Raw genomic sequence first — 19438 nt, 5'->3', positions numbered from 1 at the left:
GGACGCCGTGGTCATGGATGTGTCTTCGGGACCAAAGGGAGAAACGTCATGCGCTTGAGCCATGAGCAACTGATGAGCTACGAATTGCCGGAAATCAGGCAGCGCTACACCGAGCGGGATGTCATGCTGTACGCGCTGTCGGTGGGCTTGGGACAGGATCCTGTGGATGCCTCCGACCTGGCCTACGTGGGCAGGCGGCATGATCCGCTGGTGCTGCCCTACATGGCGGTGGTGCTGGGCTATCCGGGCTTCTGGCTGGATGCGCCCGATATCGGGGCCGATACGGTGCGCTTGCTGCACGGCGAACAGGGAATGGAACTGTTCCATCCCATACCCGCCGCCGGCGAACTGACAGGCAAGACCCGCGTCGTGGAGGTTGTCGACAAGGGCGAGAAGGGGCTGTTGCTGTATTCCGAAAAAACGTTGACGGATGCCGGCACGGGGCAGCTCATCGCACGGACTTTCGCGACCCACGTGCTCAGGGGCGATGGCGGCATGGCGAACGCGGGCAGGCAGGCGCGCCCGGCGCACGCCATGCCCGGCGGGCCGCCAGACTGGACCGTGCAGGCGCGCACCCGGCCCGAGCAGGCGCTGGTGTATCGCCTTAATGGCGACTACAACCCGTTGCACTGCGATCCGCAGGTCGCCCAGGCAGCCGGCTTTCCCCGCCCCATACTGCATGGCCTGTGTACGTTTGGCCTGGTGTCGCACACTGTCGCCAGGCAGTTGCAGCCTGCGGGCAACAGGGCGGTGCGTTCCGTGTCGCTGCGGTTTTCCGGGCCGATGTATCCCGGCGAGACGCTGAGCGTAGACGTCTGGCGGGATGGCTCCTTCCGGGCGAAAGTCATCGAGCGCGACGCGATCGTCATTGACAATGGGGTGTTGCGGGTCGCTTAGCGCTGGGTAGGGCGGGCGAGTCCGGGCTGTTGTCCCGAGCGGGGCATTTGCGCGCCGCAAAATGGAAGAGCGCCCCAGCTCAAGGTGAGTCTGAGGCGCTCCTGCCCGGCTTCGCACGCGATGGGTGTCAGACAGCCCGGCAACTCAAATCTACTGCTGAGCCATAGGTCGAACAATAGGGAAAACCCTTGAATATTAAAGGGTTACAAGATTCATGCCGTTTTGCGCGGTGGCCAGCCTGGGCGGGCTGCCGCCGCCCGTGAACTGTCAACGGACCCGTGATCACTTTATCCGCCTCGGCATCCGCGAATGGCGAGGCCGGGGGCAGACGCCGACACTGAAGCCTGTCTTCACAGTGCCGGAGAACGGATATGTCAGGGTTGCGGAAGCGTCAGTCGGGACAGGGTATGACGGAATACGTGGTGGTCGTGGCCTTGGTCGCGGTGGCGGCCATCGCGGTGTACCAGTATTTCGGCCAGGTGGTGCGATCGCAGACCGCCGCCATGGCGCGTGAACTTGCCGGCGAAGACGGCGGTGCGCAGAGCCGCGCGGCACAACAGGCGGCGCAAAAAGCGGCGGCGCAGACCAAGGCCCGTTCGCTCAAGTCCTTCACCGGCAATGCCACGGACGCGAAGTGAACGCGCGTTCTTGCGCACCGCTTGCTCAACAGCGCGGCCAGGCGCTGGTGCTGGGTCTGTTGATGGCGGCGGTGGGAGGCATATCCCTGGTCGTGCTGTACAACCTGGGGCAAACCGTGGGAGCGCGGCAGCGGCTGACGCATGCCGCGGACGCGGCCGCCTACAGCGGCGCGCTGGAGCAAGCGCGCGCGCTCAATGCCCTGGCCTACATCAACCGCACACAGATCGCGCATCAGGTCGCCATGGCGCATCTGGTCACGCTGGCTGCCTCGGCGCAGTACGCCCGCACCATGCAATCGCAGCGCGACCGCCGCAATCCGCCCGCCGGGCTGATCGCCATGTTGTTCGGCCCCGATGTGGGGGCAGCCTACCAAACGGTGCGGGCAGTGCCCGACGCCGAGCAGAGGCTCGCGTCGGCGTTTGGCGAGCACGACAGAGTGGTCCACCAGGTTCTGGAAGCAGCCGCGGCGTCCGCTGTTTCAGGCTTGGCGGCTTCGCGCGAACGCATCATGAAGAAAGTGCTGTACGCCAATCTGTCGAACGATGCTTCGCTGCCCGATGGCGATGCCGCGCATGTCCGGGGCCTGAGCCTGCGGCTGCTGACCGATGGCTGGCCCGGATACGTGGGGCGTCGCCTGGCCACGCGCGAGGCGGGATTGCGGCCCGCCGTCGAGCAAGCGGCGGAACGGTACGGGTTTCTCCACCGCCGCAACGTCACGCGCCGCAATCCGTGGATGGTCCATCCGCTGTGCCCTTTGCATCGTCACGAGTTGCGGCGCCGCGGTTCCACCTGGTTGGGGCCGGATGGACGTTGGGGCGCTCTTGATACCCAGTCCTACCATGCGCTGCGATTCAACCGCTGGAGGGGCTGCTATTTCCGCGAATACGCCGTGGGCTGGGGCACGGCGCAAGGCCAGAAGATCAAGGCGCCCGAAGGCCTGGAGTACGTGGAAGAGCCACCGCTCGATTTTTCCGAACAGGATTTCTGGCGCTGGGTGGAACAGTCGACCAACTGGGATCTGCTCGACGGCTTCACCAATCCCATGGCCAATTCGTACGCCATGGCTGCCGCTCAGCGCTGGCCGGGGCGGGGCCTGCCAGCCTATCGCGACATCGCCTTGCCACGCAGCGGCGATCCCCTGCGTTTCGCGGTGACCGTCCGGCTTGCCGGCGCATCCTTGAAAACCACGGATGGCGACAGCGCAGTCCGGACACCCTTGGGGGCGTTCCGCTATGCCGCACTGGGACCGGAAGACGCCGTCACCGTCACTTCCGCGGCGGAAACCTATTTTGCACGGCCGGAACGCCGGGCCGATGGCCGTGATGAACTTGCCACGCTTTTCCGCCCTTACTGGCAGGCGCGCTTGTCCGCCGTCAGCGCCGCAGAGGCCGCGCAGGCAAGGCGGGCGCCATGAACCGGATCCCCACGCGCCAGCAAGGGCAGGCTCTGGTCGAAGCGTTGCTGATGTTGCCGCTGCTGGCCCTGCTGCTGTGGGCGGCGTCCTGGATTGGCGGATTGCAGTTCACGGCGCAGGAAATGGCACAGGCCAGCCGCAAGACCGCGATGGCCGGCGCCTTGGGGCAACCCATGCGGAATTCGTCCATAGCTGGCGGCATGGCACTCTCGGGCAAGGCCAGCACGTTATCGGGTATCGCACCGGCACAGGTCAACGTCTTGCAGGACGAATGGTTCGGCGTGGATCTGAGACTGCTGTCGGTGACGGCAAGCGCTGCGCGATTCGATCGGGACAGCGCGGCCTGGTTGCGCATCGCCCGCCGCACGCATGTGGCAAGCGGCGCCGGCTATGCGGACGGCGATGCCGACGCGCAGCGCCGGATCGGCCGGGCGCCTACGTCCTGGCACAGGGCGGAACGCGCCTCGGTGGCCGAGGCCCGACGCTTGAAGCCTGTTGTCGATCGCCTGGACGGACCCTGGCGCAGGCCCGGCCTGTCGCTGGACTGGTTGTCTGAATGGGCGGATGTGGTGCCTGGGGAGCGGCTTGCCAGCCGCAAGGGGGCGGGCAAATGATCGGCCTGCGCTTTTCGGCGCCCCTTGCGGGTTTTGCCCCATCACGGGAAGACGGCTGGCGAACCGTGGCTATGACAAAGACGCTGCGTCTGTTGATGGCCGGCGCCGTGGCTGTTGCGGCCGTAGGGTGGCGCAATGTCGCCGCAGCTCAGCATCTCGTGACGAGCGGCGGGGAGGCCGGCGGGAGCAGGCCAGGCGTTACCGCGCTGGAGGCCTTGCGTCTGCCCGCAGGTTCGCGTCGCGGATTGTTAGGGGAAAGCATCTGGTTGCATGGAATCCCGGCGCGTGTGCTGGTGTTCGATGCGCCGCTCAGTACGGCGGAGCTGATCCGTTACCTGTCTGCCCAGCAGCCCGCCCTGGTCAATCTCAACGTGTTGTCCGGTCAGGCGATTCTGTCGGGTAGGGTGGGGCAGGAGCAATGGGTCATCCAGCTGGAAGGCCTGGGCTCCCGTCGGACAGCCGGAAGCATTTCGGCGGTCAGCCTTCTGGCCGTGCCTGAAAGCGCTTCACCTGCCTGGCTGCCCGCCGGCGGTCGCCTCAGGCTGGACATTGCCTTGATGGAGGACGGCGTACGCGTTTCTGAGCGGATCTGGCAATACGCCTTGCCTCCGGGGCAGTTGGCTGCGCAGCTGGAGCAGCACCTGCTCCGGAATGGCTGGCGTCGCATGCCCGTCTCCGAGGATTCGGCGCACTGGTGGGTCCGCTCCGGCTCCCGCATGCGGCTGTCGCTGGTGCCGCTGGACGGTGGCACCGGCCTTCTGGTCAGCGGAAGAGTGCCATGACGAACTGGATCACCCATGTAGCGCCGCGTCTGCGCCGAATGGGCGTGTATGCCATAGCACTGATTGCGGGGCTGGTATCCGCGTGGGCGGTGCGGGAACACGTGCAGCAGCGGGTCCAGGCGCTGGAGGCAGAGGCGCGCACGCCGATGGTCAGCCGGCTGGTCGCGGCGTACGACCTGCCTGCTGGCACGCAACTCGAAGAGGTGCACCTGGCAGTGCGCGAGATTCCGCAGCCTTGGGTGTCCCGGGCCAGCATCGATCCCCTGGATCTTGCCAGTTTGCTTGGCGCCACCTTGCTGGCCGATGTCGCCAATGGTGAGCCCTTGCTGCGGGGGCATCTGACATTCAGTCCTCCGGCCCCGGCCTTGGCGTCCCGCTTGCGCAGCGGGCAACGCGCATTGACCGTGGCGGCGACGGACCTGGGCGGCCTGGCGGAAGTCCTGCGCGTAGGCGATGCCATCGACATCTATGTGAGTTTTTCGCATCGGCAGCGGGAGATGACGGTGCCCCTCCTGCAAGGCATGCGCGTGCTGATGGTGGGAGGCGACGCCGAGGGCGAAACCAAGGGCGGCAATATCACCTTGGCAGCGACGCCGGATGAGGCAATGCGATTCGTGGCGGCGCGGCAGAGCGGGGCGCTGACCGCGATGTTGCGCCATCGCGATGATGCCGCAATGGTCAGCGGCGCCGCGCAGGGCGACCTTGCCACCCTGATCGGATTGGACCTGGAACCCCGGAATGCGCCGGGCGTGGCCATCCTGTACGGAGACAGGCTGGACCCCTCGGCAGGCACAGGAGCAATGGATGTGGAAAGTGCAGGCCCGGCTCGACTTCAGCGGGGGCGGCCATGAGACGCGCCGTCATCAGCATGTTTGCCTGCGTGCTCTGGTTGGCCAATCCCGCAGCGCGGGCGGAGGATGAGGTGATTGAACTTCAGGTGGGTGAAACGCGGATTCTGTCGCACCCCGGGGTCAAGCGCGTGGCGATAGGCAACGGCCAGGTCGTGGGCGCCATCGAGGCCGAAGGGCGCGAGGTCGTGGTCTTTGCCCGCGCCGAGGGTGTTTCGTCACTGCACATCTGGGCAAACGCCGGGCGCGCCAAGGCCTATGAACTGAGGGTCGTGCCGGCCGGCGCGCCGCGTCTGCGGGCAGAGGTCGAGGCCTTGCTTGCCCGCATTCCCGGCGCGCGCAGTACTGAGGTGGGCGGTCGCATCCTGATCGAGGGCGACGATCTTTCCGACGATGACCGATTGCGCATCACGGCCCTGGCGGACCGCTATCCCGCAGTGCTGGACTTTACCGGCCAAGTGGGTTGGGATCGCATGGTGCAGCTGGACGTTCAGGTCGTGGAGATCCCCACCTCAAGGCTGAGGGATCTGGGCGTGCGCTGGGACGGGCTGTCGCAAGGCGGCATCAACGCCGGCCTGGCCTGGGATGCGGGGTCCAGGGGGCGCATGAACCGTCCAGGCGAAGGGATCATAGAAACAGTGGGCCCGGTCTCTTCGGCGGCTGGCTACTTCGGCGTCAATGCGCTGTTGTCGTCCCGGATCGCGATGCTGGCGCAAAGCGGCGAGGCCGTCATGCTGGCCCAACCTCAATTGCTCGCGCGCAGCGGCGCCAGCGCCACCTTCCTGGCCGGCGGAGAGGTTCCTTACTCGTCGACCGACACGCGCGGCAACGCGACCACGATGTTCAAGCCCTATGGCGTCATGCTCAGGATCACCCCTCGCATCGATCGCAACGGGATCATCCGATCCTTGATCGAGGTAGAGGCGAGTTCGGTGGACAACGCGCTGAGCGTGCCGGGCGGACCGGCGCTACGCACGCGCCGCGCATCCACCGAATTCAACGTGCGGTCCGGCGATACGCTGGTCATCGGCGGCTTCCTGTCGCGCGAGCGGGACGAGACCAGCGATGGCCTGCCATGGCTGAAAGACATCCCGGTTCTGGGGGCCTTGTTTTCGTCCCGGCGCTATCAATTGCGGGAAACCGAACTTGCCATATTCGTGACGCCCAAACTGATTACGCAGGCCGAGCCCGCCATGGCGGACCGCGTGCGGCGGGGACGTGGCGTGCTCGAAGCGGCTTTTCCCGTGCCGCCCCGCCTGGGCTCCGCCGTGCCTGCCGCGGCAGGGTGGGATGCCCACGCCGGCACCGGTTCGCAGTGGGGCTCGCCGCAAGACGGCGCGCCGATTCCTTCTTCGGAAACTCGGCCATGATCGACGTGGAAATGATGTTTGAAGACGCCTCCGTGCACAGATCCACGGTGGCTGTTCCCGCGTTGATAGGAAGGGGCGCGCATTGCGGGGTGCGCATCGTGAACTGGAGAGTGGGGCGCCAGCACGCCCGCTTGTTGCGCGAAGCGGCGGGGATCGTGCTCGAAGACCTGGGTACGTTGGGCGGAACCCTCGTGAACGGCGCGAGGATCGTGCGCCACGCCCCGGTGTTGCCCGACGACGAAATACTGATCGGGCCCTGCCGGCTGCGGGTGTCGCTGGCGGACATCCCGGAGCGCAACGGGGGCGTGGACGGTGCGGCGGCTGAAAGCGTCGCCCGCGACATGGCTGCCGTGCAGGAACCGCCGATGCTGCCCGCGCCGGCGACGCCAGTGCCGGTTCTGCCACTGCCACATCCGTTGCAGGAGCGCCGGCGGCTGCACGCGGCGCTGCTGGCGGCGCTGGATCTGCGCCGCCGCGACGTGGCGGGCATGAGCGACAGCATGCTGCGCGCCGAGGCCGAACGGCTGCTGACGCATATCGTCGCCACGGACACCGACTTGCCGCCGGGGGTGGACCGGGCTGCGCTTTGCCGCGAGGTGCTTGACGAAGCCGTCGGCCTGGGGCCGCTGGAGCCCTTGCTCGCCGCTGCCGACATTACGGAGATCATGGTCAATCGCCACGACGAGATCTATGTCGAACGCGCCGGCCGCCTGTCGCGCCATCAGGCGGCCTTTACCAGCGAGCAATCGCTGCGCTGGGTCATAGAGCGCATCGTCACACCCTTGGGGCGACGCATCGATGAAAGTTCTCCGATGGTGGATGCGCGCCTGGCCGACGGGTCCCGGGTGCACGCCATCATTCCGCCGGTGGCCCTTAGGGGCGCCAGCCTGACCATACGCAAATTTCCACAGCGGCGCCCCGGAATGTCCGATCTGATCGCTGCGGGGACGCTGAGCGGCGCCATGGCGCAATTCCTGGCGCTCTGCGTGAGGATGCGCAGGAATCTGGTGGTATCTGGAGGGACCGGGGCGGGCAAGACCACGTTGCTCAACATCCTGTCCAACGAGATTCCCGACGGCGAGCGCGTGGTCACCATCGAAGATGCGGCGGAGCTGCGCCTGAACCATGATCATCTGGTGGCGCTGGAGGCGCGTCCGGCCAACCAGGAGGGGCGAGGGCGCATCGACATCCGCGAACTCGTGCGCAACGCGCTGCGCATGCGGCCAGACCGGATCGTCGTGGGCGAGTGCCGCGGGGCGGAGGCATTCGACATGTTGACCGCCATGAACACCGGGCACGAAGGCTCCCTGACGACGCTGCATGCCAACTCGCCACGCGACGCGCTGGGGCGGCTGGAATCGATGATCCTGATGGCCGGGCTCGATCTGCCTCTGGCCGCCGTGCGCGAGCATATCGCGGCCAGCGTGGATATCTTGGTGCAGCAGGCGAGGCTGGGCGACGGGCGTCGCGTCGTGACGTCGATAGCGGAGATTACGGGCATGGAAAGCGGACGCATACAGCTGCAGGATCTGTTCCGCTACGACCGCATGGGCGGCTTCACGGGCTGCGGCGCCTTGCCCGGCTTTGCGCGCGAATGGACGCAGGCCGAGGAGGCCTTCGATCCCGCCTGGTTCTCCAACACCGAGCAGGCGGCGCCGGGGACCACCGTTTTTGCGCAAGGAGCGACATGATCTGGCTATCTGCGGGAGCCGCCATGGTATGCGTGCTGCTGCTGGCGTGGCGTGCCCAACACTGGTTTGCGCCAGCGCTGCGCCGCTACCGCGAGGTCTACACCCAGGAGGCGGGCCTGCGTCTGAGCGAGGTGTTCTTATTCATAGACCCCGCCCAATTGTGGGCTGGCGCGGTGGCTTGCGCGGCGATGGCGGCGGCCTTGGCCTTTGCTGCGACGGGCAGCGGCTTTGTCGCCGCCTTGGCCGCGGCGCTTGCCTCGCGCCTGCCCAGGACGCTGGTGAATGGGTTGCGGCGGCGCCGTGCCCGGCGGTTCGAGCAGCAACTGCCGATGGCGCTGTTGATGCTCGCCTCCGCCCTGCGCGCTGGCGTGGCATTGACCACCGGCCTGCGCCACGTCGTCGAGCAGAGCAGCGCGCCCTTGGCCCAGGAGTTCGGCCTGATGTTGCGCGAGCAGCGCATGGGCGTGCCATGGGACGGCGCGCTTGAAAACCTGCGTGGCCGCATGCCGGCCGATTCGACCGCGCTCGTCGTAGCGGCCATGCGCATCGCGGCGCAGACGGGAGGCAACCTGGCAGAGGCGCTGGAAAGCATCGCGCAGACCCTGCGCGCCCGCCTGCAGTTGCAGGCGAAGCTGCTGGCGCTGACCTCGCAGGGACGTATGCAGGCCTGGATCGTGGGCGCTTTGCCTTTGCTGCTGCTTGCCGTGCTGGACCGGCTGGAGCCGGAAATCATGGGCCTGCTGTGGCATACGCCCGTGGGTTGGGGCGTGTTGGCGATCGTGGCGGTACTGGAGACCGCGGGCATGCTGCTGATCCGGCGCATTGTCCGGATCGATATCTGACGGGAGCGGATGCGATGTGGCTTTACTTGAGCCTGTTGACGGCCGCCCTGGCTGCGGGATGGTTGGCATGGGGGGTTTTTAAGCCATTGCTGCTGGACAGCGAGGGTGCGTCGTCCGCCTTGCCGTGGTGGTGGCGAGCGGCTTGGCCCTGGATTTCCGCGGTGGCGCCCGTGGCAGGGCCTTTATGTTCCTGGCGTTGGCGCATACGGCTGACTCGCGCCATCGAGCGGGCGGCGCTGCCCGCCGGCATCAGCTACGCGCATGTCGCGGCGCTGTGTTGGAGCGCGGCCATGGCTGCCGGCGGGTTGACTACGGCGGTCGCCCTCGTCTTGGCGCAGGCACGGTCCTGGGAATGGATTCCCTGGATGGTAGCGTCAGCGCTGGCGGCAGGCGCCGCGCCGGGGCTTTGGTTGCGCAATTTGAGCAGCAACCGGCGGCGCAGCATCGAACGCGACCTGCCTTTCGTGTTCGACATGATGACCTTGTGTGTGGAAGCGGGGCTGAGCGTGCATGGGGCATTGCAGATGGCCGCCCAGAGCGGACCGGCGGGCATACTGCGAGATGCCCTGGCTGACGCGCTGGCAGAGATGCGTGCGGGGGTTTCCAGGACCGCCGCGATCAAGGCCTTGGCGGAACGCAGCAATAGCCCGCTTGCGCGTAACTGGGCGGCCGCCCTGGCGCAGGCCGAAGGGCTCGGGATAAGCCTGGGTCCAGTATTGCGGGCACAGGCGGCGCAAGCCCGCAGCGATCGTCACGTGCGTGCGGAACAGCTGGCGATGCAGGCTCCGGTGAAGATGCTGCTGCCGCTGATCGGCTGCATCTTCCCCTGCACGTTCATCGTGCTGGCCTTTCCGGTCATGGTGCAATTGCTGCAGAGCGTGCAATGACTGGCGGTCAGCCATCGGCGCGGCGCGGCGGACTCAGGCTACTCAAGGTCGCCAGCTGCTGCGGCCGCGCGCGCGGCTTGCTGGGACGCAAGCCGCCGGGGCCGCGGTCCGGCATCTTGCTGATGCATTGCGCCGCGGTGCATACCTTTGGCATGCGCTATGCCATCGACGTGGCGTTCATATCGCGGCAGGGAAGGGTGCTTGCTGTGCGCAGGGCGCTGGCGCCCTGCCGCATGGCGTCATGCCTGGGCGCCGTTGCTGTCGTCGAGATGCGCGCCGGCGTTCTCGATACCGAATACGGAGGTATAGGCAGGATAGAAGCTGCAGTACAGCACGCCACCCGCGGCGATATTGAAGGGAATCTGCAGCGTGCCGGCAAGCTGGGGCGACAGGCCGATGGCGACCAGGAGGCCGGCGCACAGGTCGATGAAAAGAAACACCAGGATCCAGGTGGCGCCGTAGACCAGGAACGGCAGCTTGTTGCGCCAGCAGGCGATGCCGGAGAAGAACAGCGCCTGGACCAGGCGCAGTCCATGCCAGGCGACCAGGACGGGGGCGTGCCAGAACAGCGCGGCGATCACGACATACACGATCGCGAACAAAGTCAGCGGAACGGCCATGGCGGACAGGATGGGCTCCATGGACTTTTCCACGGAGGCAATGCGCATGCCCTCGACCATCGCGTCCGTGAATGGCAGGAAGATGATCAGGCCGGTCGCAATGCAGAGCGCCGCGTACAGCAGCCCCATCAGGAACAGTTTCCTGAATACGCCAGGCTGCTTGAGCGGCTTGGCCCACATCGAGGGCAGCATGATGCGGTCGGCTTCGACATGCTTGCACGCCGATAGCGTCATCAGCGTGATGATGGGCATCAGCGCCACCACCAGTATGGGTCCGACCGGCGGCGTCGCGGTGGCGAAGATGACCAGAAGGCTGATGGCCATGGCCCAGGTGAACATGGCCAGAGGTTGCTTGCGGAACAGACGGAAGCCGTCTCGGACCCATTGCCAGCCGGATGTCGCGGGGAGGAATGCTGCTTGCATGGCTCTTTAAAGGGGGGAGATCTCTCAAAAAGGGACGCGCTATCCCCATTATGGGGGGAGCAACGGTTACGGCAATATTGGCAGGCCAGGGCGGTGGCGCGCTTGCAACACTCTTTCGAAATGCCGGGGGTCGTGCGGTTTCAGGGTCTGAGCCGGCCGCGGCAGGAAAAAGTCATACAGGCGCGATATCCAGAAGCGCAGCGCGGCGGCCCGCAGCATCAGCGGCCAGACCTCGCGTTCCGCGTCGGTGAACGGGCGCACGGCCGCGTAGGCTGCCAACCAGGACTCGACCAGTTCGGGCACGAATTCACCCGTGTCGCGTTCGATGCACCAGTCGTTGACGCTCACCGCCACGTCGAACAGCCAGGTGTCGCAGCCGGCGAAGTAGAAGTCGATGATGCCGCCCATGAGCGGATCTTCGAAGGTGCCGGCGAACAGGACGTTGTCCCGGAACAGGTCGCAGTGGGCCGGGCCGGTCTGCAATGTCTGCCAGGCCGGCGTTGCGGCGGCGGCCTGCTGGTCGGCCAGCTCCGCCGACAGCAGTTGGGCTTGCGCCGGTTCCAGGAAGGGCATGACCTTGGGTGCCGTTTCCAGCCACCAGGACAGTCCGCGCAGGTTGGGCTGGTGCAGCGGAAAGTCGCGTCCGGCCAGGTGGGCGCGGGCCAGCGTGGCGCCGGCCAGGGCGCAATGCGCCGGGCCGGGAGCGGGTTCGTAGCCGCCGGGCAGGCGTGAAACGATGGCGCAGGGCTTGCCGTGCAGGGTCGTCAGGCGAGTGCCGTCGCGCAGGGTCTGGGGCCGGGGCACGGGAATGCCGCGCTCGGCCAGGTGGTACATCAGCTCGATATAGAAAGGCAACTGGGCCTGCGTCAGCACCTCGAACAGCGTCAGCACATATTCGCCGCGGGTCGTGTACAGGAAGTAGTTGGTATTCTCGATACCCGCCGTAATCCCCCGAAGCGAGACAAACTCGCCCAGATCGAAATGCGCCAGTAGGGCGCGAGCGTCGTCTTCGGAGACAGGGGTGAATACGGCCATTGATATGCGGGATCTAGGGGTTGACGGGCGCGCGCGCATGCCGGTTTCGGCTGCGGCGGCGCAATTTTAGACCACATGGCGGGCCAGTATGTCCGACTTGCGGTGGAGCGGATACGGCCGCCCGCCAGACACAAAGCCGCCAAGCACCGTAAAATACCGCATCCCCTTGTTTTGTAGAGTGATTCTTGGACTCCCCCGACTGGCGGCTGTGCGTCGCCCCCATGATCGATGTGACCGACCGCCATTGCCGTTATTTCCACCGGCTGCTGGCGCCGCGCGCACGCTTGTACACGGAAATGATCACCACCGGCGCGTTGCTGCACGGCAATGTCGAGCGGCACCTGGACTTTGACGAGGCCGAGCATCCCGTGGCCTTGCAATTGGGCGGCAGCGAACCCGACGCCCTGGCGCATTCGGCCAGGCTGGGAAAAAAGTGGGGTTACGACGAGATCAACCTGAATTGCGGTTGCCCGTCAGAACGGGTGCAGAAGGGCGCGTTCGGCGCCTGCCTGATGGCGGAGCCCGCCCTGGTGGCCGATTGCATGAAGGCCATGCAGGATGCCGTGGATATCCCTGTCACCGTCAAACACCGGCTTGGCCTGGATTACGACGAGTCCTACGCGTTTGTCCGCGATTTCGTCGGCAAGATCTACGACACCGGCTGCCGGGTGTTCATCGCCCATGCCCGCAATGCGGTACTCAAGGGCCTGACGCCCAAGGACAACCGCGAGATTCCGCCTCTGCGCTACGACGTGGTGCGCCAATTGAAGCGCGACTTCCCGGATTGCACGTTCGTGCTCAACGGCGGTCTGGCCGACGCCGAGCAGTCCGTGCGCGCCGCGGGCGATTTCGACGGTGTCATGCTGGGCCGGGCTGCCTGGCACACGCCGCGAGTGCTGTCCGAGGTGTCCTTGCAGCTATGGCCGTCGCTGCGGCTGCCCAGCGATGCGCAGGTGGTGGACGCGATGATGGGATATGCGACGCGGCAGGTCGCGCGGGGCGTGCCCCTGCGGGTGATGACGCGGCCCATGCTGGGGCTGGTGAATGGCCAGTCCGGTGCGCGCCGCTGGCGCCGCATGCTGTCCGATCCGGCCCTGCTGGCCGCGAACAACCCTGAACTGATCTACGATGCCTGGCGCAGCCAGCGGCATGCGCCGGATATGCGCGGCGCCGCGATCGAAGCGGCGCCGGCTGGGGTTTGACGAGGGGCCAGCCAAGCTGGCCGCGGGCTCAGGACTTGGCCGGTTCGGCGCTTTCCGTGGGCCAATCGCGGATATAGGCCTTCAGCATGTTGTTTTCGAATTGCTGGGCCGCCACGATGGCCTGGGCCATGTCGTAGAACGAAATGACGCCCATCAGGGTGGGGCCGTCCATGACCGGAATGTAGCGCGCGTGCTTTTCGAGCATCAGGCGCTGCACTTCGTCGGCGCTGGTGTTGGGGGACACGCTGACCGGGGCATCGTCCATGATGGAACGGATGGTGGTGTCGCCGGCGCCGCCATGCGCATGCATGTGGCGGATGATCTCGCGGAACGTGAGCATGCCGGTCAGCGTCCCGAATTCCATGATCACCAGCGAGCCTATGTCCTGCTCGCTCATTGTTTGCACGGCCTGGGACACAGGCATGTCGGGCGACGCCGTATAGAGCGTATCGCCCTTGACGCGCAAAATCTCGCTGACCTTCAACATCGGTTCCTCCTGGGCGGTTTACGCCCTAATGCTATTTGCTAATTCTTTTTCGCTTCCAGCTGCAGCACGGGAGCGATTCCATTTTCGGTATTTTGCGCTTCTCCGCAGACTTCTTCCAGCGTGGGCGCATTTTGCTGGGAAATCACGGCCGAGGCGACTCGCAATATCTCGGGGTCATTGCGGACCCTGGGCTGGCCGCGGTCCAGCAGAAAACGGTCCACCACGGGTTCCATCGAGGTTTGCCGGGCGTCGCAGGTCAGAACCCAGAGGCCTTCGGGGCTGCGCGTCGCCAAGCCCATTTCAGCCAGGGTTTCGAGGACTTCGTTCAGTTCGTCCTGGTGCAGGCGCAATTGCGCGGCCAGCAGATTGGCGGGCAGTCCGGGCGGATTGGCCGTCTGCGCCTGGCGCAGCGTGCGCAGCGCATCCACGGCGTCCACGAAGGGCGCGCCCGGATAGCGGTTGATTTCCCAGCGGCCCAGCCGGATCAGCGGCGCGCTGGACGCCAGGATGGCTCCCAGCAGCACGGCCAGCCATGACAGGTAGATCCAGAGCAGGAAGATGGGCAGGGTGGCGAATGCGCCGTAAATGACGGTGTAGGTGGGGAAGCGGGTCAGGTAGTAGGCGAAAGCCGACTTCATGATTTCCAGCACGATCGCAGTCACGCAGCCCCCGACCAGGGCATCGCGCCAGAGAACCTCGCGGTTCGGGACCATGACGAACAGCGTGGCAAAACCCAGGGCGGTCAACACCAGCGGGATGAACGACACCGCAACGCTGACGGCTTCGGGCACGTCCCGCACCAGGCCCAGCGATTCGCGCGCCACGAACGAAGTCGCCCAAAGGCTGGCGCCGGCCACGACGGGGCCCAGCGTGATGATGGCCCAGTACACCAGCGCGCGCTGCCGCAGCGGGCGTTGGCGCGTCACGTGCCAGATGTCGTTGAACGCCTTGTCGATCGTCATGATCAGCAACAGCGAGGTGATCAGCAGGAATACGCCGCCGATGGCGGTCAAGCGTGAAGCCTGGCGCGCGAACTGATTCAGGTAATCCATGATGTTGTCCGAGACGGACGGCGGCATCAGGCTGTTGGTCAGGAAATCCTCGAGCGCGACGCGGAATTCCTGGAATACCGGAAAAGCAGTAAACAGCGACAGGACCACGGCCAGCATCGGCACGATGGCCAGGACGGTCGTGAAGGTGAGGCTGGACGCGACCTGCAGCAGTTTCTCTTCGCTGGCGCGTTCAGCGCTGAAGCGCACAACACGTCCGGCCCTCGCGATCCATGAAGAGCGCGAGGTCGAGTGCTCGGTGGCCGCCGGCGTCGCGGCGGCAGGCTCGGCGGGGCGATTCATCAGGCGATAATAGCAGCATGAACCCTGAACTCAACCCCCGCTTGCGCCTGCTGGCCTCGGTATCGCTGTTCGCCCTGATCGTGCTTTGCGTCACCTGGGAAACCGTGGTGGCGCCGCTGCGGCCTGGCGGTTCCTGGATGCTGCTCAAGGCCCTGCCGCTGGCGTTTCCGCTGCGCGGCATCCTGCGCGGCAATCTTTATACCTATCAGTGGGCCTCGATGCTGTCGCTGCTCTACCTGATGGAGGGCGCGGTGCGGGCCATGTCGGATCCGGCTCCGCTATCCGTGTTGATGGCCTGGGGCGAGATCCTGCTGTCGGCCATTTTCTTCCTTAGCGCCATTTTCTACGTGCGGCCTGCCAAACGGGCTGCCAGGAGGCAACGCGCATGAGCGCCCATACGTTGTCCGACCTGCGCGTCGTCAATTCCTTTGCGGCATTGCCCGCAGCCTTCTACACCCGGCTTGCGCCTCAGGCCTTGAATAATCCGCGCTTGCTGCACGGCAATGCGGAAGCGGCGGAACTGATCGGCCTGGACCCGTCGGCCCTGTCCACGCCCGAGTTCCTGAGCGTGTTTTCCGGCGCCCAACCGCTGCCAGGCGGCGATACGCTGGCGGCGGTCTACAGTGGCCATCAGTTCGGCGTCTGGGCCGGCCAGTTGGGCGATGGCCGCGCCCATCTGTTGGGCGAGGTCGAGGGGCCGCAGGGCAATTGGGAGCTGCAGCTCAAGGGGTCGGGCATGACGCCGTATTCGCGCATGGGCGACGGCCGCGCGGTGCTGCGCTCATCGGTGCGCGAGTACCTGGCCAGCGAGGCCATGCACGGGCTGGGCGTGCCCACGACGCGGGCGCTGGCGCTGGTGGTGTCCGACGACCCGGTCATGCGGGAAACGGTGGAGACAGCCGCAATTGTGACGCGTATGTCCCCCAGTTTCGTGCGCTTCGGCTCTTTCGAGCATTGGTCGTCGCGCCGCCAGCCCGACATGCTGAAGACGCTGGCGGATTACGTCATAGACCGTTATTACCCGGAATGCCGGGAAGCGGGAACGGGCGAGCCCTCGAATGACGTGACGCCCTATATCAACCTGCTGCGCGCCGTCACCCGGCGTACGGCGCTGCTGATGGCGGACTGGCAGGCGGTGGGCTTCTGCCATGGCGTGATGAATACCGACAACATGTCCATATTGGGGCTGACGCTGGATTATGGCCCCTACGGTTTCATGGACGGTTTCCGGCTGGGCCATGTCTGTAATCACTCGGACTCGGAAGGGCGCTATTCCTGGAACCGCCAGCCGTCCGTCGCCCTCTGGAACCTTTATCGCCTGGGTGGCAGCCTGCACGCGCTGGTGCAGGATGTAGAAGGCCTGCGAGCAGTCCTGGATGAATTTGAGCCGGTCTTCACGCGTGCCTTCCATGACCGCATGGGCGCCAAGCTGGGCCTGGTCGCATGGCGACCGGCCGACGAAGCGTTGCTGGACGATCTGCTCAAGCTGATGGACGCCAATCAGGCGGACTTCACCTTGACCTGGCGTCGCCTGGCCGACGCCTTGTCGGGCCAGCGTAGCGCGTTCGAGGACCTGTTCATCGACCGGCCGGCGGCAGGAGCCTGGCTGGATCGCTTGGTGGCGCGGCACGCGCAGGACGGCCGGCCGATGCAGAATGTAACCGCGGGCATGAATCGCGTGAATCCGCTATACGTGCTGCGCAATCACTTGGCGGAAGAGGCGATTCGGGCGGCCAAGACCGGCGATGCCAGCGAGATCGAGACCTTGATGAGGTTGCTGCGCAACCCCTACGAGGCCCAGCCGGGGTATGAGCGGTATGCGGGTTTGCCGCCGGATTGGGCGGGCAGCCTGGAGGTCAGCTGTTCGTCTTGAAACCGGCCGCCAGCCGAACAACCGGGACATTTACGAAAGCCGTTTTCCCGCGATTTACGGGAAAATAACCATTTGGACAAGGAATATCGCAGTTTTTTTCATTGCAATCATTCGTTTCCATTGTAAAAGACGTAAGATTGTCGCCAACGGAATACCCGGGGGCTCTGCGTCCGCGGGGCATTTGTCGATAATCTTCAAAATAAAGCACTCTAAATATGGCTGGCGCAGATGGTTTGCTGTGTATCGGTCTGCTTGAGGATGACGCCGACTTCCGGGAGGAGTTGGCGTTAGGCTTGGGTGGCTATGGTTTCCGGGTGGCATTCGCCTGTGATAATGCCGCGGCGTTTTATCGCCGGTTGCAGGAACAACCCTGCGACATCGTCATTCTTGACGCCCACCTGCCCGGTGAAGACGGTTTCTCCGTGGCGACCCGCCTGCGCGCCCTCAGCCCCGTCGGTATCGTCATGCTGACAGGTCGCAGCGCGCTGGAAGACCGGGTGCGCGGCCTGGAAGGCGGCGCCGATGTCTACATGACCAAGCCAGTGGATCTGCTGGAACTCAGTTCCGTCATCCGTAGTTTGGCTCGTCGGATGCGTCTTGCGAAGGCGCCTCGGCCGGTGGATGCGGAAACGCGCGCCACCGCGGACACTTCGTGGTCCCTGCAGGACGGGGGCTGGATCCTGGTTGCGCCGGATGGCGCCTCGCTGCATCTGAGCGCCCAGGAACGGACCTTCCTGGTTGCCCTGATGGATGCCGCCGGCAGCGCGGTCAGCCGTCAGGTCCTGGCGGAATTGTTCCTGCCGGACAGCCCGGGCGGCTTTGAATTGCGCCGCATCGACGTGCTGGTCAGCCGTTTGCGCGCCAAGGCGCAAAGCGCGGGCCTGAAGCTCCCCGTGCTGTCGGTGCGCGGCCAGGGCTACGTGTTCGCGGCTTGAACCCGCCAGAGGCGGTCAAGCCGCCGGAGCGCTGGCCGGCAGGGTGACGACGAAGCGCGTGCCTACGCCTACTTCGCTTTCCATGGTCAGTGTGCCGCCCTGGTTCTGGCAGATGCGCCGGGCCAGGTAGAGCCCAATACCCATGCCCTGGGTTTCGCGGTGCGCTGTGCGCCGGAAATGCGGTTCGAAGATTTTGGCCTGTTCCTCGACGCCTATGCCCGGGCCGCGGTCGGTGACGGCGACCCACGCCATGGGAATGGCGCCCACCCGGGTTTCGCCGGTTTCTATGCGCACGGGCTCATTCGCCGGCGAATACTTGATGGCATTGTGGATCAGGTTGCGTACCACCACGCTGGTCAGCGGACGGTCGCAGTAGACCGGCAGGGAGGGGCTGGCTTGCACCATCAGCGCATGCGCCGTATCGGGCTGCATGGCGGTGACGACATCGAGCACCAGATCCGCCATGTCCGTTTGTTCGCCGCGCGGCATCCAGGCCTGTTCGCCCAGCCTGTCCTGGTTCAGCAACTGATCCATGAGTTCGGTCATCCGTGCGACCGACCGATGAATGCGCGCCAGGCGGTTGTCCACGGCCTCGCCGCTCTCGGCAAGTATCATGTCCAGGGATTGGGCTGCCGCGCTGACGGTGGCCAGCGGTGCGCGCAGTTCGTGCGAGATCAGTGCGTTCATCTGGCGCTGCGTATCCAGCGCGCCGGCCAGTTCTGCCAGCCGCAGTTCGCCTTGGGCAAGGTGTTCCGCGTCGGCGTGCTCGTGGCCTGCGCGTTTCGACCCCAGTTGCGGGTGGCCGTGCTGATGGATCGCCAGCAGGATCAAGGCGCTAGACACCAGCAGCAGTCGCGCCAATTCGGCGATCGTTCCTGCCGCGGCCTGGGGCAGCCAGGCGTCCTGTCCCAGCAGCCAGGCCGAGATGCCATAGGCGCCGGCCAAGGCCAGCGCGGTCGCTCGCGCTGGCGACGGACTGGCGGCGCGGACCATGAACCAGGTGGCCAGCGGCAGACTGGCGATGGCGCAGGCCCCGGCGATGGCGGCGGACACGACGCCGTTGCCCGGGGCGTATGCGACGATCAGCGCCAGTACCGCTACCAGCGTCAAGGCCAGGCTGGCCCAGCGGCAGGCCGTCGCCAGTTTGTCGGCGGATGCTTCTTTAAGGATGGGCGCCGTGAGCGCCAGCAGGGCGGCATAGGAGCCGGCTTGCAGCGCCGCCGCCGGCAACAGCGTGGGCATGGAGCGGAAAACCCCTTCGATCAACATGAAGGCCAGCCCCGCGCCGAAAATGGCATTGCGGGTGGCCGCCCATGCGACTGCGCAGGCCACGCCACAGGCCGTGGCGACACCGGCTGTCAGGCCCAGATGCAGGTCTTCGTGTGAAACGCCTACGCCGTAGGCCAGCGCCGCGTCGGGGCCGAGCAAGGCGCATAGCAGCATCCCCACGCGAGGCAGCATGGCTTGCCGAACCGCGGAGGCGTTACCGGTGCGCCGCAGGCGGGAAGGCCAGCGGGCGCGAAAAAG

Annotated in this window: 20 protein-coding genes and 1 pseudogene; 15 read left to right on the top strand and 6 right to left on the bottom strand. The window is 65.9% G+C overall.

The features are described from left to right. Nucleotides 1-48: 48 nt before the first annotated feature. The 10 genes from DXK93_RS17825 (at nucleotide 49) to DXK93_RS17780 (ending at nucleotide 9984) form a co-directional block, all read left to right on the top strand. Complete coding sequence (locus tag DXK93_RS17825) at nucleotides 49-897, top strand: MaoC/PaaZ C-terminal domain-containing protein (RefSeq protein WP_119450738.1); 849 nt, start codon at nucleotides 49-51, stop codon at nucleotides 895-897. Nucleotides 898-1268: 371 nt separating this feature from the next. After that, the gene (locus DXK93_RS17820; RefSeq protein ID WP_054458606.1) at nucleotides 1269-1535 is read left to right on the top strand and encodes a hypothetical protein; all 267 of its coding nucleotides are present in this window, start codon (nucleotides 1269-1271) and stop codon (nucleotides 1533-1535) included. After that, nucleotides 1532-2950: a pilus assembly protein TadG-related protein gene (locus tag DXK93_RS17815; protein WP_119450737.1), complete on the top strand. Its 1419-nt coding sequence runs from the start codon at nucleotides 1532-1534 to the stop codon at nucleotides 2948-2950. Before DXK93_RS17820 ends, DXK93_RS17815 begins: the two co-directional genes overlap by 4 nt. Continuing rightward, nucleotides 2947-3564: a pilus assembly protein gene (locus tag DXK93_RS17810; protein ID WP_119450736.1), complete on the top strand. Its 618-nt coding sequence runs from the start codon at nucleotides 2947-2949 to the stop codon at nucleotides 3562-3564. The genes DXK93_RS17815 and DXK93_RS17810 overlap by 4 nt, the downstream gene beginning before the upstream one ends. Next, nucleotides 3561-4346, top strand: coding sequence for a hypothetical protein (locus DXK93_RS17805; protein ID WP_119450735.1), 786 nt, complete (start codon nucleotides 3561-3563; stop codon nucleotides 4344-4346). The genes DXK93_RS17810 and DXK93_RS17805 overlap by 4 nt, the downstream gene beginning before the upstream one ends. Next, entirely contained in the window at nucleotides 4343-5197 is an 855-nt protein-coding gene (gene cpaB, locus DXK93_RS17800) for a Flp pilus assembly protein CpaB (RefSeq protein ID WP_119450734.1), read from the top strand. Before DXK93_RS17805 ends, cpaB begins: the two co-directional genes overlap by 4 nt. Then, nucleotides 5194-6564 (top strand): type II and III secretion system protein family protein, encoded by a 1371-nt coding sequence (locus DXK93_RS17795; protein ID WP_119450733.1) that lies wholly within the window; start codon nucleotides 5194-5196, stop codon nucleotides 6562-6564. Before cpaB ends, DXK93_RS17795 begins: the two co-directional genes overlap by 4 nt. Next, a complete protein-coding gene (locus DXK93_RS17790) occupies nucleotides 6561-8255 on the top strand; it encodes an ATPase, T2SS/T4P/T4SS family (protein ID WP_119450732.1) in 1695 nt (564 codons plus the stop codon). The genes DXK93_RS17795 and DXK93_RS17790 overlap by 4 nt, the downstream gene beginning before the upstream one ends. Further along, on the top strand, nucleotides 8252-9097 hold the full coding sequence (locus DXK93_RS17785; RefSeq protein WP_119450731.1) for a type II secretion system F family protein: 846 nt from the start codon (nucleotides 8252-8254) through the stop codon (nucleotides 9095-9097). The genes DXK93_RS17790 and DXK93_RS17785 overlap by 4 nt, the downstream gene beginning before the upstream one ends. Before the next feature lie 14 nt (nucleotides 9098-9111). Continuing rightward, a complete protein-coding gene (locus DXK93_RS17780) occupies nucleotides 9112-9984 on the top strand; it encodes a type II secretion system F family protein (RefSeq protein WP_119450730.1) in 873 nt (290 codons plus the stop codon). A gap of 7 nt (nucleotides 9985-9991) precedes the next feature. On the opposite strand, the gene DXK93_RS32335 is transcribed toward DXK93_RS17780, so the two are convergent. Beyond that, on the bottom strand, nucleotides 9992-10138 hold the full coding sequence (locus DXK93_RS32335; protein WP_225589319.1) for a hypothetical protein: 147 nt from the start codon (nucleotides 10136-10138) through the stop codon (nucleotides 9992-9994). Between DXK93_RS32335 and DXK93_RS32330 the strand changes: the two are divergent. Continuing rightward, nucleotides 10107-10214, top strand: a pseudogene (locus tag DXK93_RS32330) (DUF192 domain-containing protein); the annotation flags it as partial. The gene DXK93_RS32335 and the pseudogene DXK93_RS32330 sit on opposite strands and share 32 nt — an antisense overlap. A gap of 9 nt (nucleotides 10215-10223) precedes the next feature. Here DXK93_RS32330 and DXK93_RS32325 read toward each other — a convergent pair. Both DXK93_RS32325 and DXK93_RS17770 read right to left on the bottom strand, forming a co-directional pair. Then, the gene (locus tag DXK93_RS32325; RefSeq protein WP_225590555.1) at nucleotides 10224-11027 is read right to left on the bottom strand and encodes a BPSS1780 family membrane protein; all 804 of its coding nucleotides are present in this window, start codon (nucleotides 11025-11027) and stop codon (nucleotides 10224-10226) included. A gap of 66 nt (nucleotides 11028-11093) precedes the next feature. Continuing rightward, nucleotides 11094-12062: a homoserine kinase gene (locus tag DXK93_RS17770; protein WP_119450729.1), complete on the bottom strand. Its 969-nt coding sequence runs from the start codon at nucleotides 12060-12062 to the stop codon at nucleotides 11094-11096. A gap of 185 nt (nucleotides 12063-12247) precedes the next feature. Between DXK93_RS17770 and dusA the strand changes: the two genes are divergently transcribed. Continuing rightward, on the top strand, nucleotides 12248-13264 hold the full coding sequence (gene dusA, locus DXK93_RS17765) for a tRNA dihydrouridine(20/20a) synthase DusA (protein ID WP_082401337.1): 1017 nt from the start codon (nucleotides 12248-12250) through the stop codon (nucleotides 13262-13264). 28 nt (nucleotides 13265-13292) lie between these two features. Here dusA and DXK93_RS17760 read toward each other — a convergent pair whose 3' ends face one another. Continuing rightward, complete coding sequence (locus tag DXK93_RS17760) at nucleotides 13293-13751, bottom strand: CBS domain-containing protein (protein ID WP_054458582.1); 459 nt, start codon at nucleotides 13749-13751, stop codon at nucleotides 13293-13295. Between the two features lie 38 nt (nucleotides 13752-13789). Continuing rightward, nucleotides 13790-15103: a YihY family inner membrane protein gene (locus DXK93_RS17755; protein WP_054458580.1), complete on the bottom strand. Its 1314-nt coding sequence runs from the start codon at nucleotides 15101-15103 to the stop codon at nucleotides 13790-13792. 17 nt (nucleotides 15104-15120) lie between these two features. Between DXK93_RS17755 and DXK93_RS17750 the strand changes: the two genes are divergently transcribed. The 3 genes from DXK93_RS17750 to DXK93_RS17740 all read left to right on the top strand — a co-directional run bounded on the left by DXK93_RS17750 (nucleotide 15121) and on the right by DXK93_RS17740 (nucleotide 17911). Further along, nucleotides 15121-15492, top strand: a complete 372-nt coding sequence (locus DXK93_RS17750; RefSeq protein ID WP_054458579.1) for a DUF2069 domain-containing protein — start codon at nucleotides 15121-15123, stop codon at nucleotides 15490-15492. After that, nucleotides 15489-16976 carry a YdiU family protein gene (locus tag DXK93_RS17745; RefSeq protein ID WP_119450728.1) on the top strand — a complete coding sequence of 496 codons (1488 nt, stop codon included), beginning with the start codon at nucleotides 15489-15491 and terminating at the stop codon, nucleotides 16974-16976. Before DXK93_RS17750 ends, DXK93_RS17745 begins: the two co-directional genes overlap by 4 nt. Nucleotides 16977-17191: 215 nt before the next feature. After that, the gene (locus DXK93_RS17740; protein ID WP_054458575.1) at nucleotides 17192-17911 is read left to right on the top strand and encodes a response regulator transcription factor; all 720 of its coding nucleotides are present in this window, start codon (nucleotides 17192-17194) and stop codon (nucleotides 17909-17911) included. A 15-nt stretch (nucleotides 17912-17926) separates the two neighbouring features. On the opposite strand, the gene DXK93_RS17735 is transcribed toward DXK93_RS17740, so the two are convergent. Next, nucleotides 17927-19372 carry a sensor histidine kinase KdpD gene (locus tag DXK93_RS17735; RefSeq protein ID WP_233564561.1) on the bottom strand — a complete coding sequence of 482 codons (1446 nt, stop codon included), beginning with the start codon at nucleotides 19370-19372 and terminating at the stop codon, nucleotides 17927-17929. Between the last annotated feature and the right edge of the window lie 66 nt (nucleotides 19373-19438).

This window comes from Achromobacter sp. K91, from assembly GCF_003576205.1.
Taxonomy (GTDB): Bacteria; Pseudomonadota; Gammaproteobacteria; order Burkholderiales; family Burkholderiaceae_B; genus Achromobacter; species Achromobacter aegrifaciens.
The sequence above is the reverse complement of the archived record's forward strand: the minus strand, read 5'-3'. Positions and strand labels throughout refer to the sequence as shown.

Coding starts and splice junctions, on each gene's coding strand:
- DXK93_RS17760 (WP_054458582.1), bottom strand. CDS start 13,751: ATGTTGAAGGTCAGCGAGATTTTGCGCGTCAAGGGCGATACGCTCTAT.
- DXK93_RS17745 (WP_119450728.1), top strand. CDS start 15,489: ATGAGCGCCCATACGTTGTCCGACCTGCGCGTCGTCAATTCCTTTGCG.
- DXK93_RS17795 (WP_119450733.1), top strand. CDS start 5,194: ATGAGACGCGCCGTCATCAGCATGTTTGCCTGCGTGCTCTGGTTGGCC.
- DXK93_RS17740 (WP_054458575.1), top strand. CDS start 17,192: ATGGCTGGCGCAGATGGTTTGCTGTGTATCGGTCTGCTTGAGGATGAC.
- DXK93_RS17805 (WP_119450735.1), top strand. CDS start 3,561: ATGATCGGCCTGCGCTTTTCGGCGCCCCTTGCGGGTTTTGCCCCATCA.
- DXK93_RS17780 (WP_119450730.1), top strand. CDS start 9,112: ATGTGGCTTTACTTGAGCCTGTTGACGGCCGCCCTGGCTGCGGGATGG.
- DXK93_RS17755 (WP_054458580.1), bottom strand. CDS start 15,103: ATGAATCGCCCCGCCGAGCCTGCCGCCGCGACGCCGGCGGCCACCGAG.
- DXK93_RS17820 (WP_054458606.1), top strand. CDS start 1,269: ATGTCAGGGTTGCGGAAGCGTCAGTCGGGACAGGGTATGACGGAATAC.
- DXK93_RS17825 (WP_119450738.1), top strand. CDS start 49: ATGCGCTTGAGCCATGAGCAACTGATGAGCTACGAATTGCCGGAAATC.
- DXK93_RS17750 (WP_054458579.1), top strand. CDS start 15,121: ATGAACCCTGAACTCAACCCCCGCTTGCGCCTGCTGGCCTCGGTATCG.
- DXK93_RS32325 (WP_225590555.1), bottom strand. CDS start 11,027: ATGCAAGCAGCATTCCTCCCCGCGACATCCGGCTGGCAATGGGTCCGA.
- DXK93_RS17785 (WP_119450731.1), top strand. CDS start 8,252: ATGATCTGGCTATCTGCGGGAGCCGCCATGGTATGCGTGCTGCTGCTG.
- DXK93_RS17810 (WP_119450736.1), top strand. CDS start 2,947: ATGAACCGGATCCCCACGCGCCAGCAAGGGCAGGCTCTGGTCGAAGCG.
- DXK93_RS17770 (WP_119450729.1), bottom strand. CDS start 12,062: ATGGCCGTATTCACCCCTGTCTCCGAAGACGACGCTCGCGCCCTACTG.
- cpaB (WP_119450734.1), top strand. CDS start 4,343: ATGACGAACTGGATCACCCATGTAGCGCCGCGTCTGCGCCGAATGGGC.
- DXK93_RS17790 (WP_119450732.1), top strand. CDS start 6,561: ATGATCGACGTGGAAATGATGTTTGAAGACGCCTCCGTGCACAGATCC.
- DXK93_RS17735 (WP_233564561.1), bottom strand. CDS start 19,372: ATGCTGCCTCGCGTGGGGATGCTGCTATGCGCCTTGCTCGGCCCCGAC.
- DXK93_RS32335 (WP_225589319.1), bottom strand. CDS start 10,138: ATGCCAAAGGTATGCACCGCGGCGCAATGCATCAGCAAGATGCCGGAC.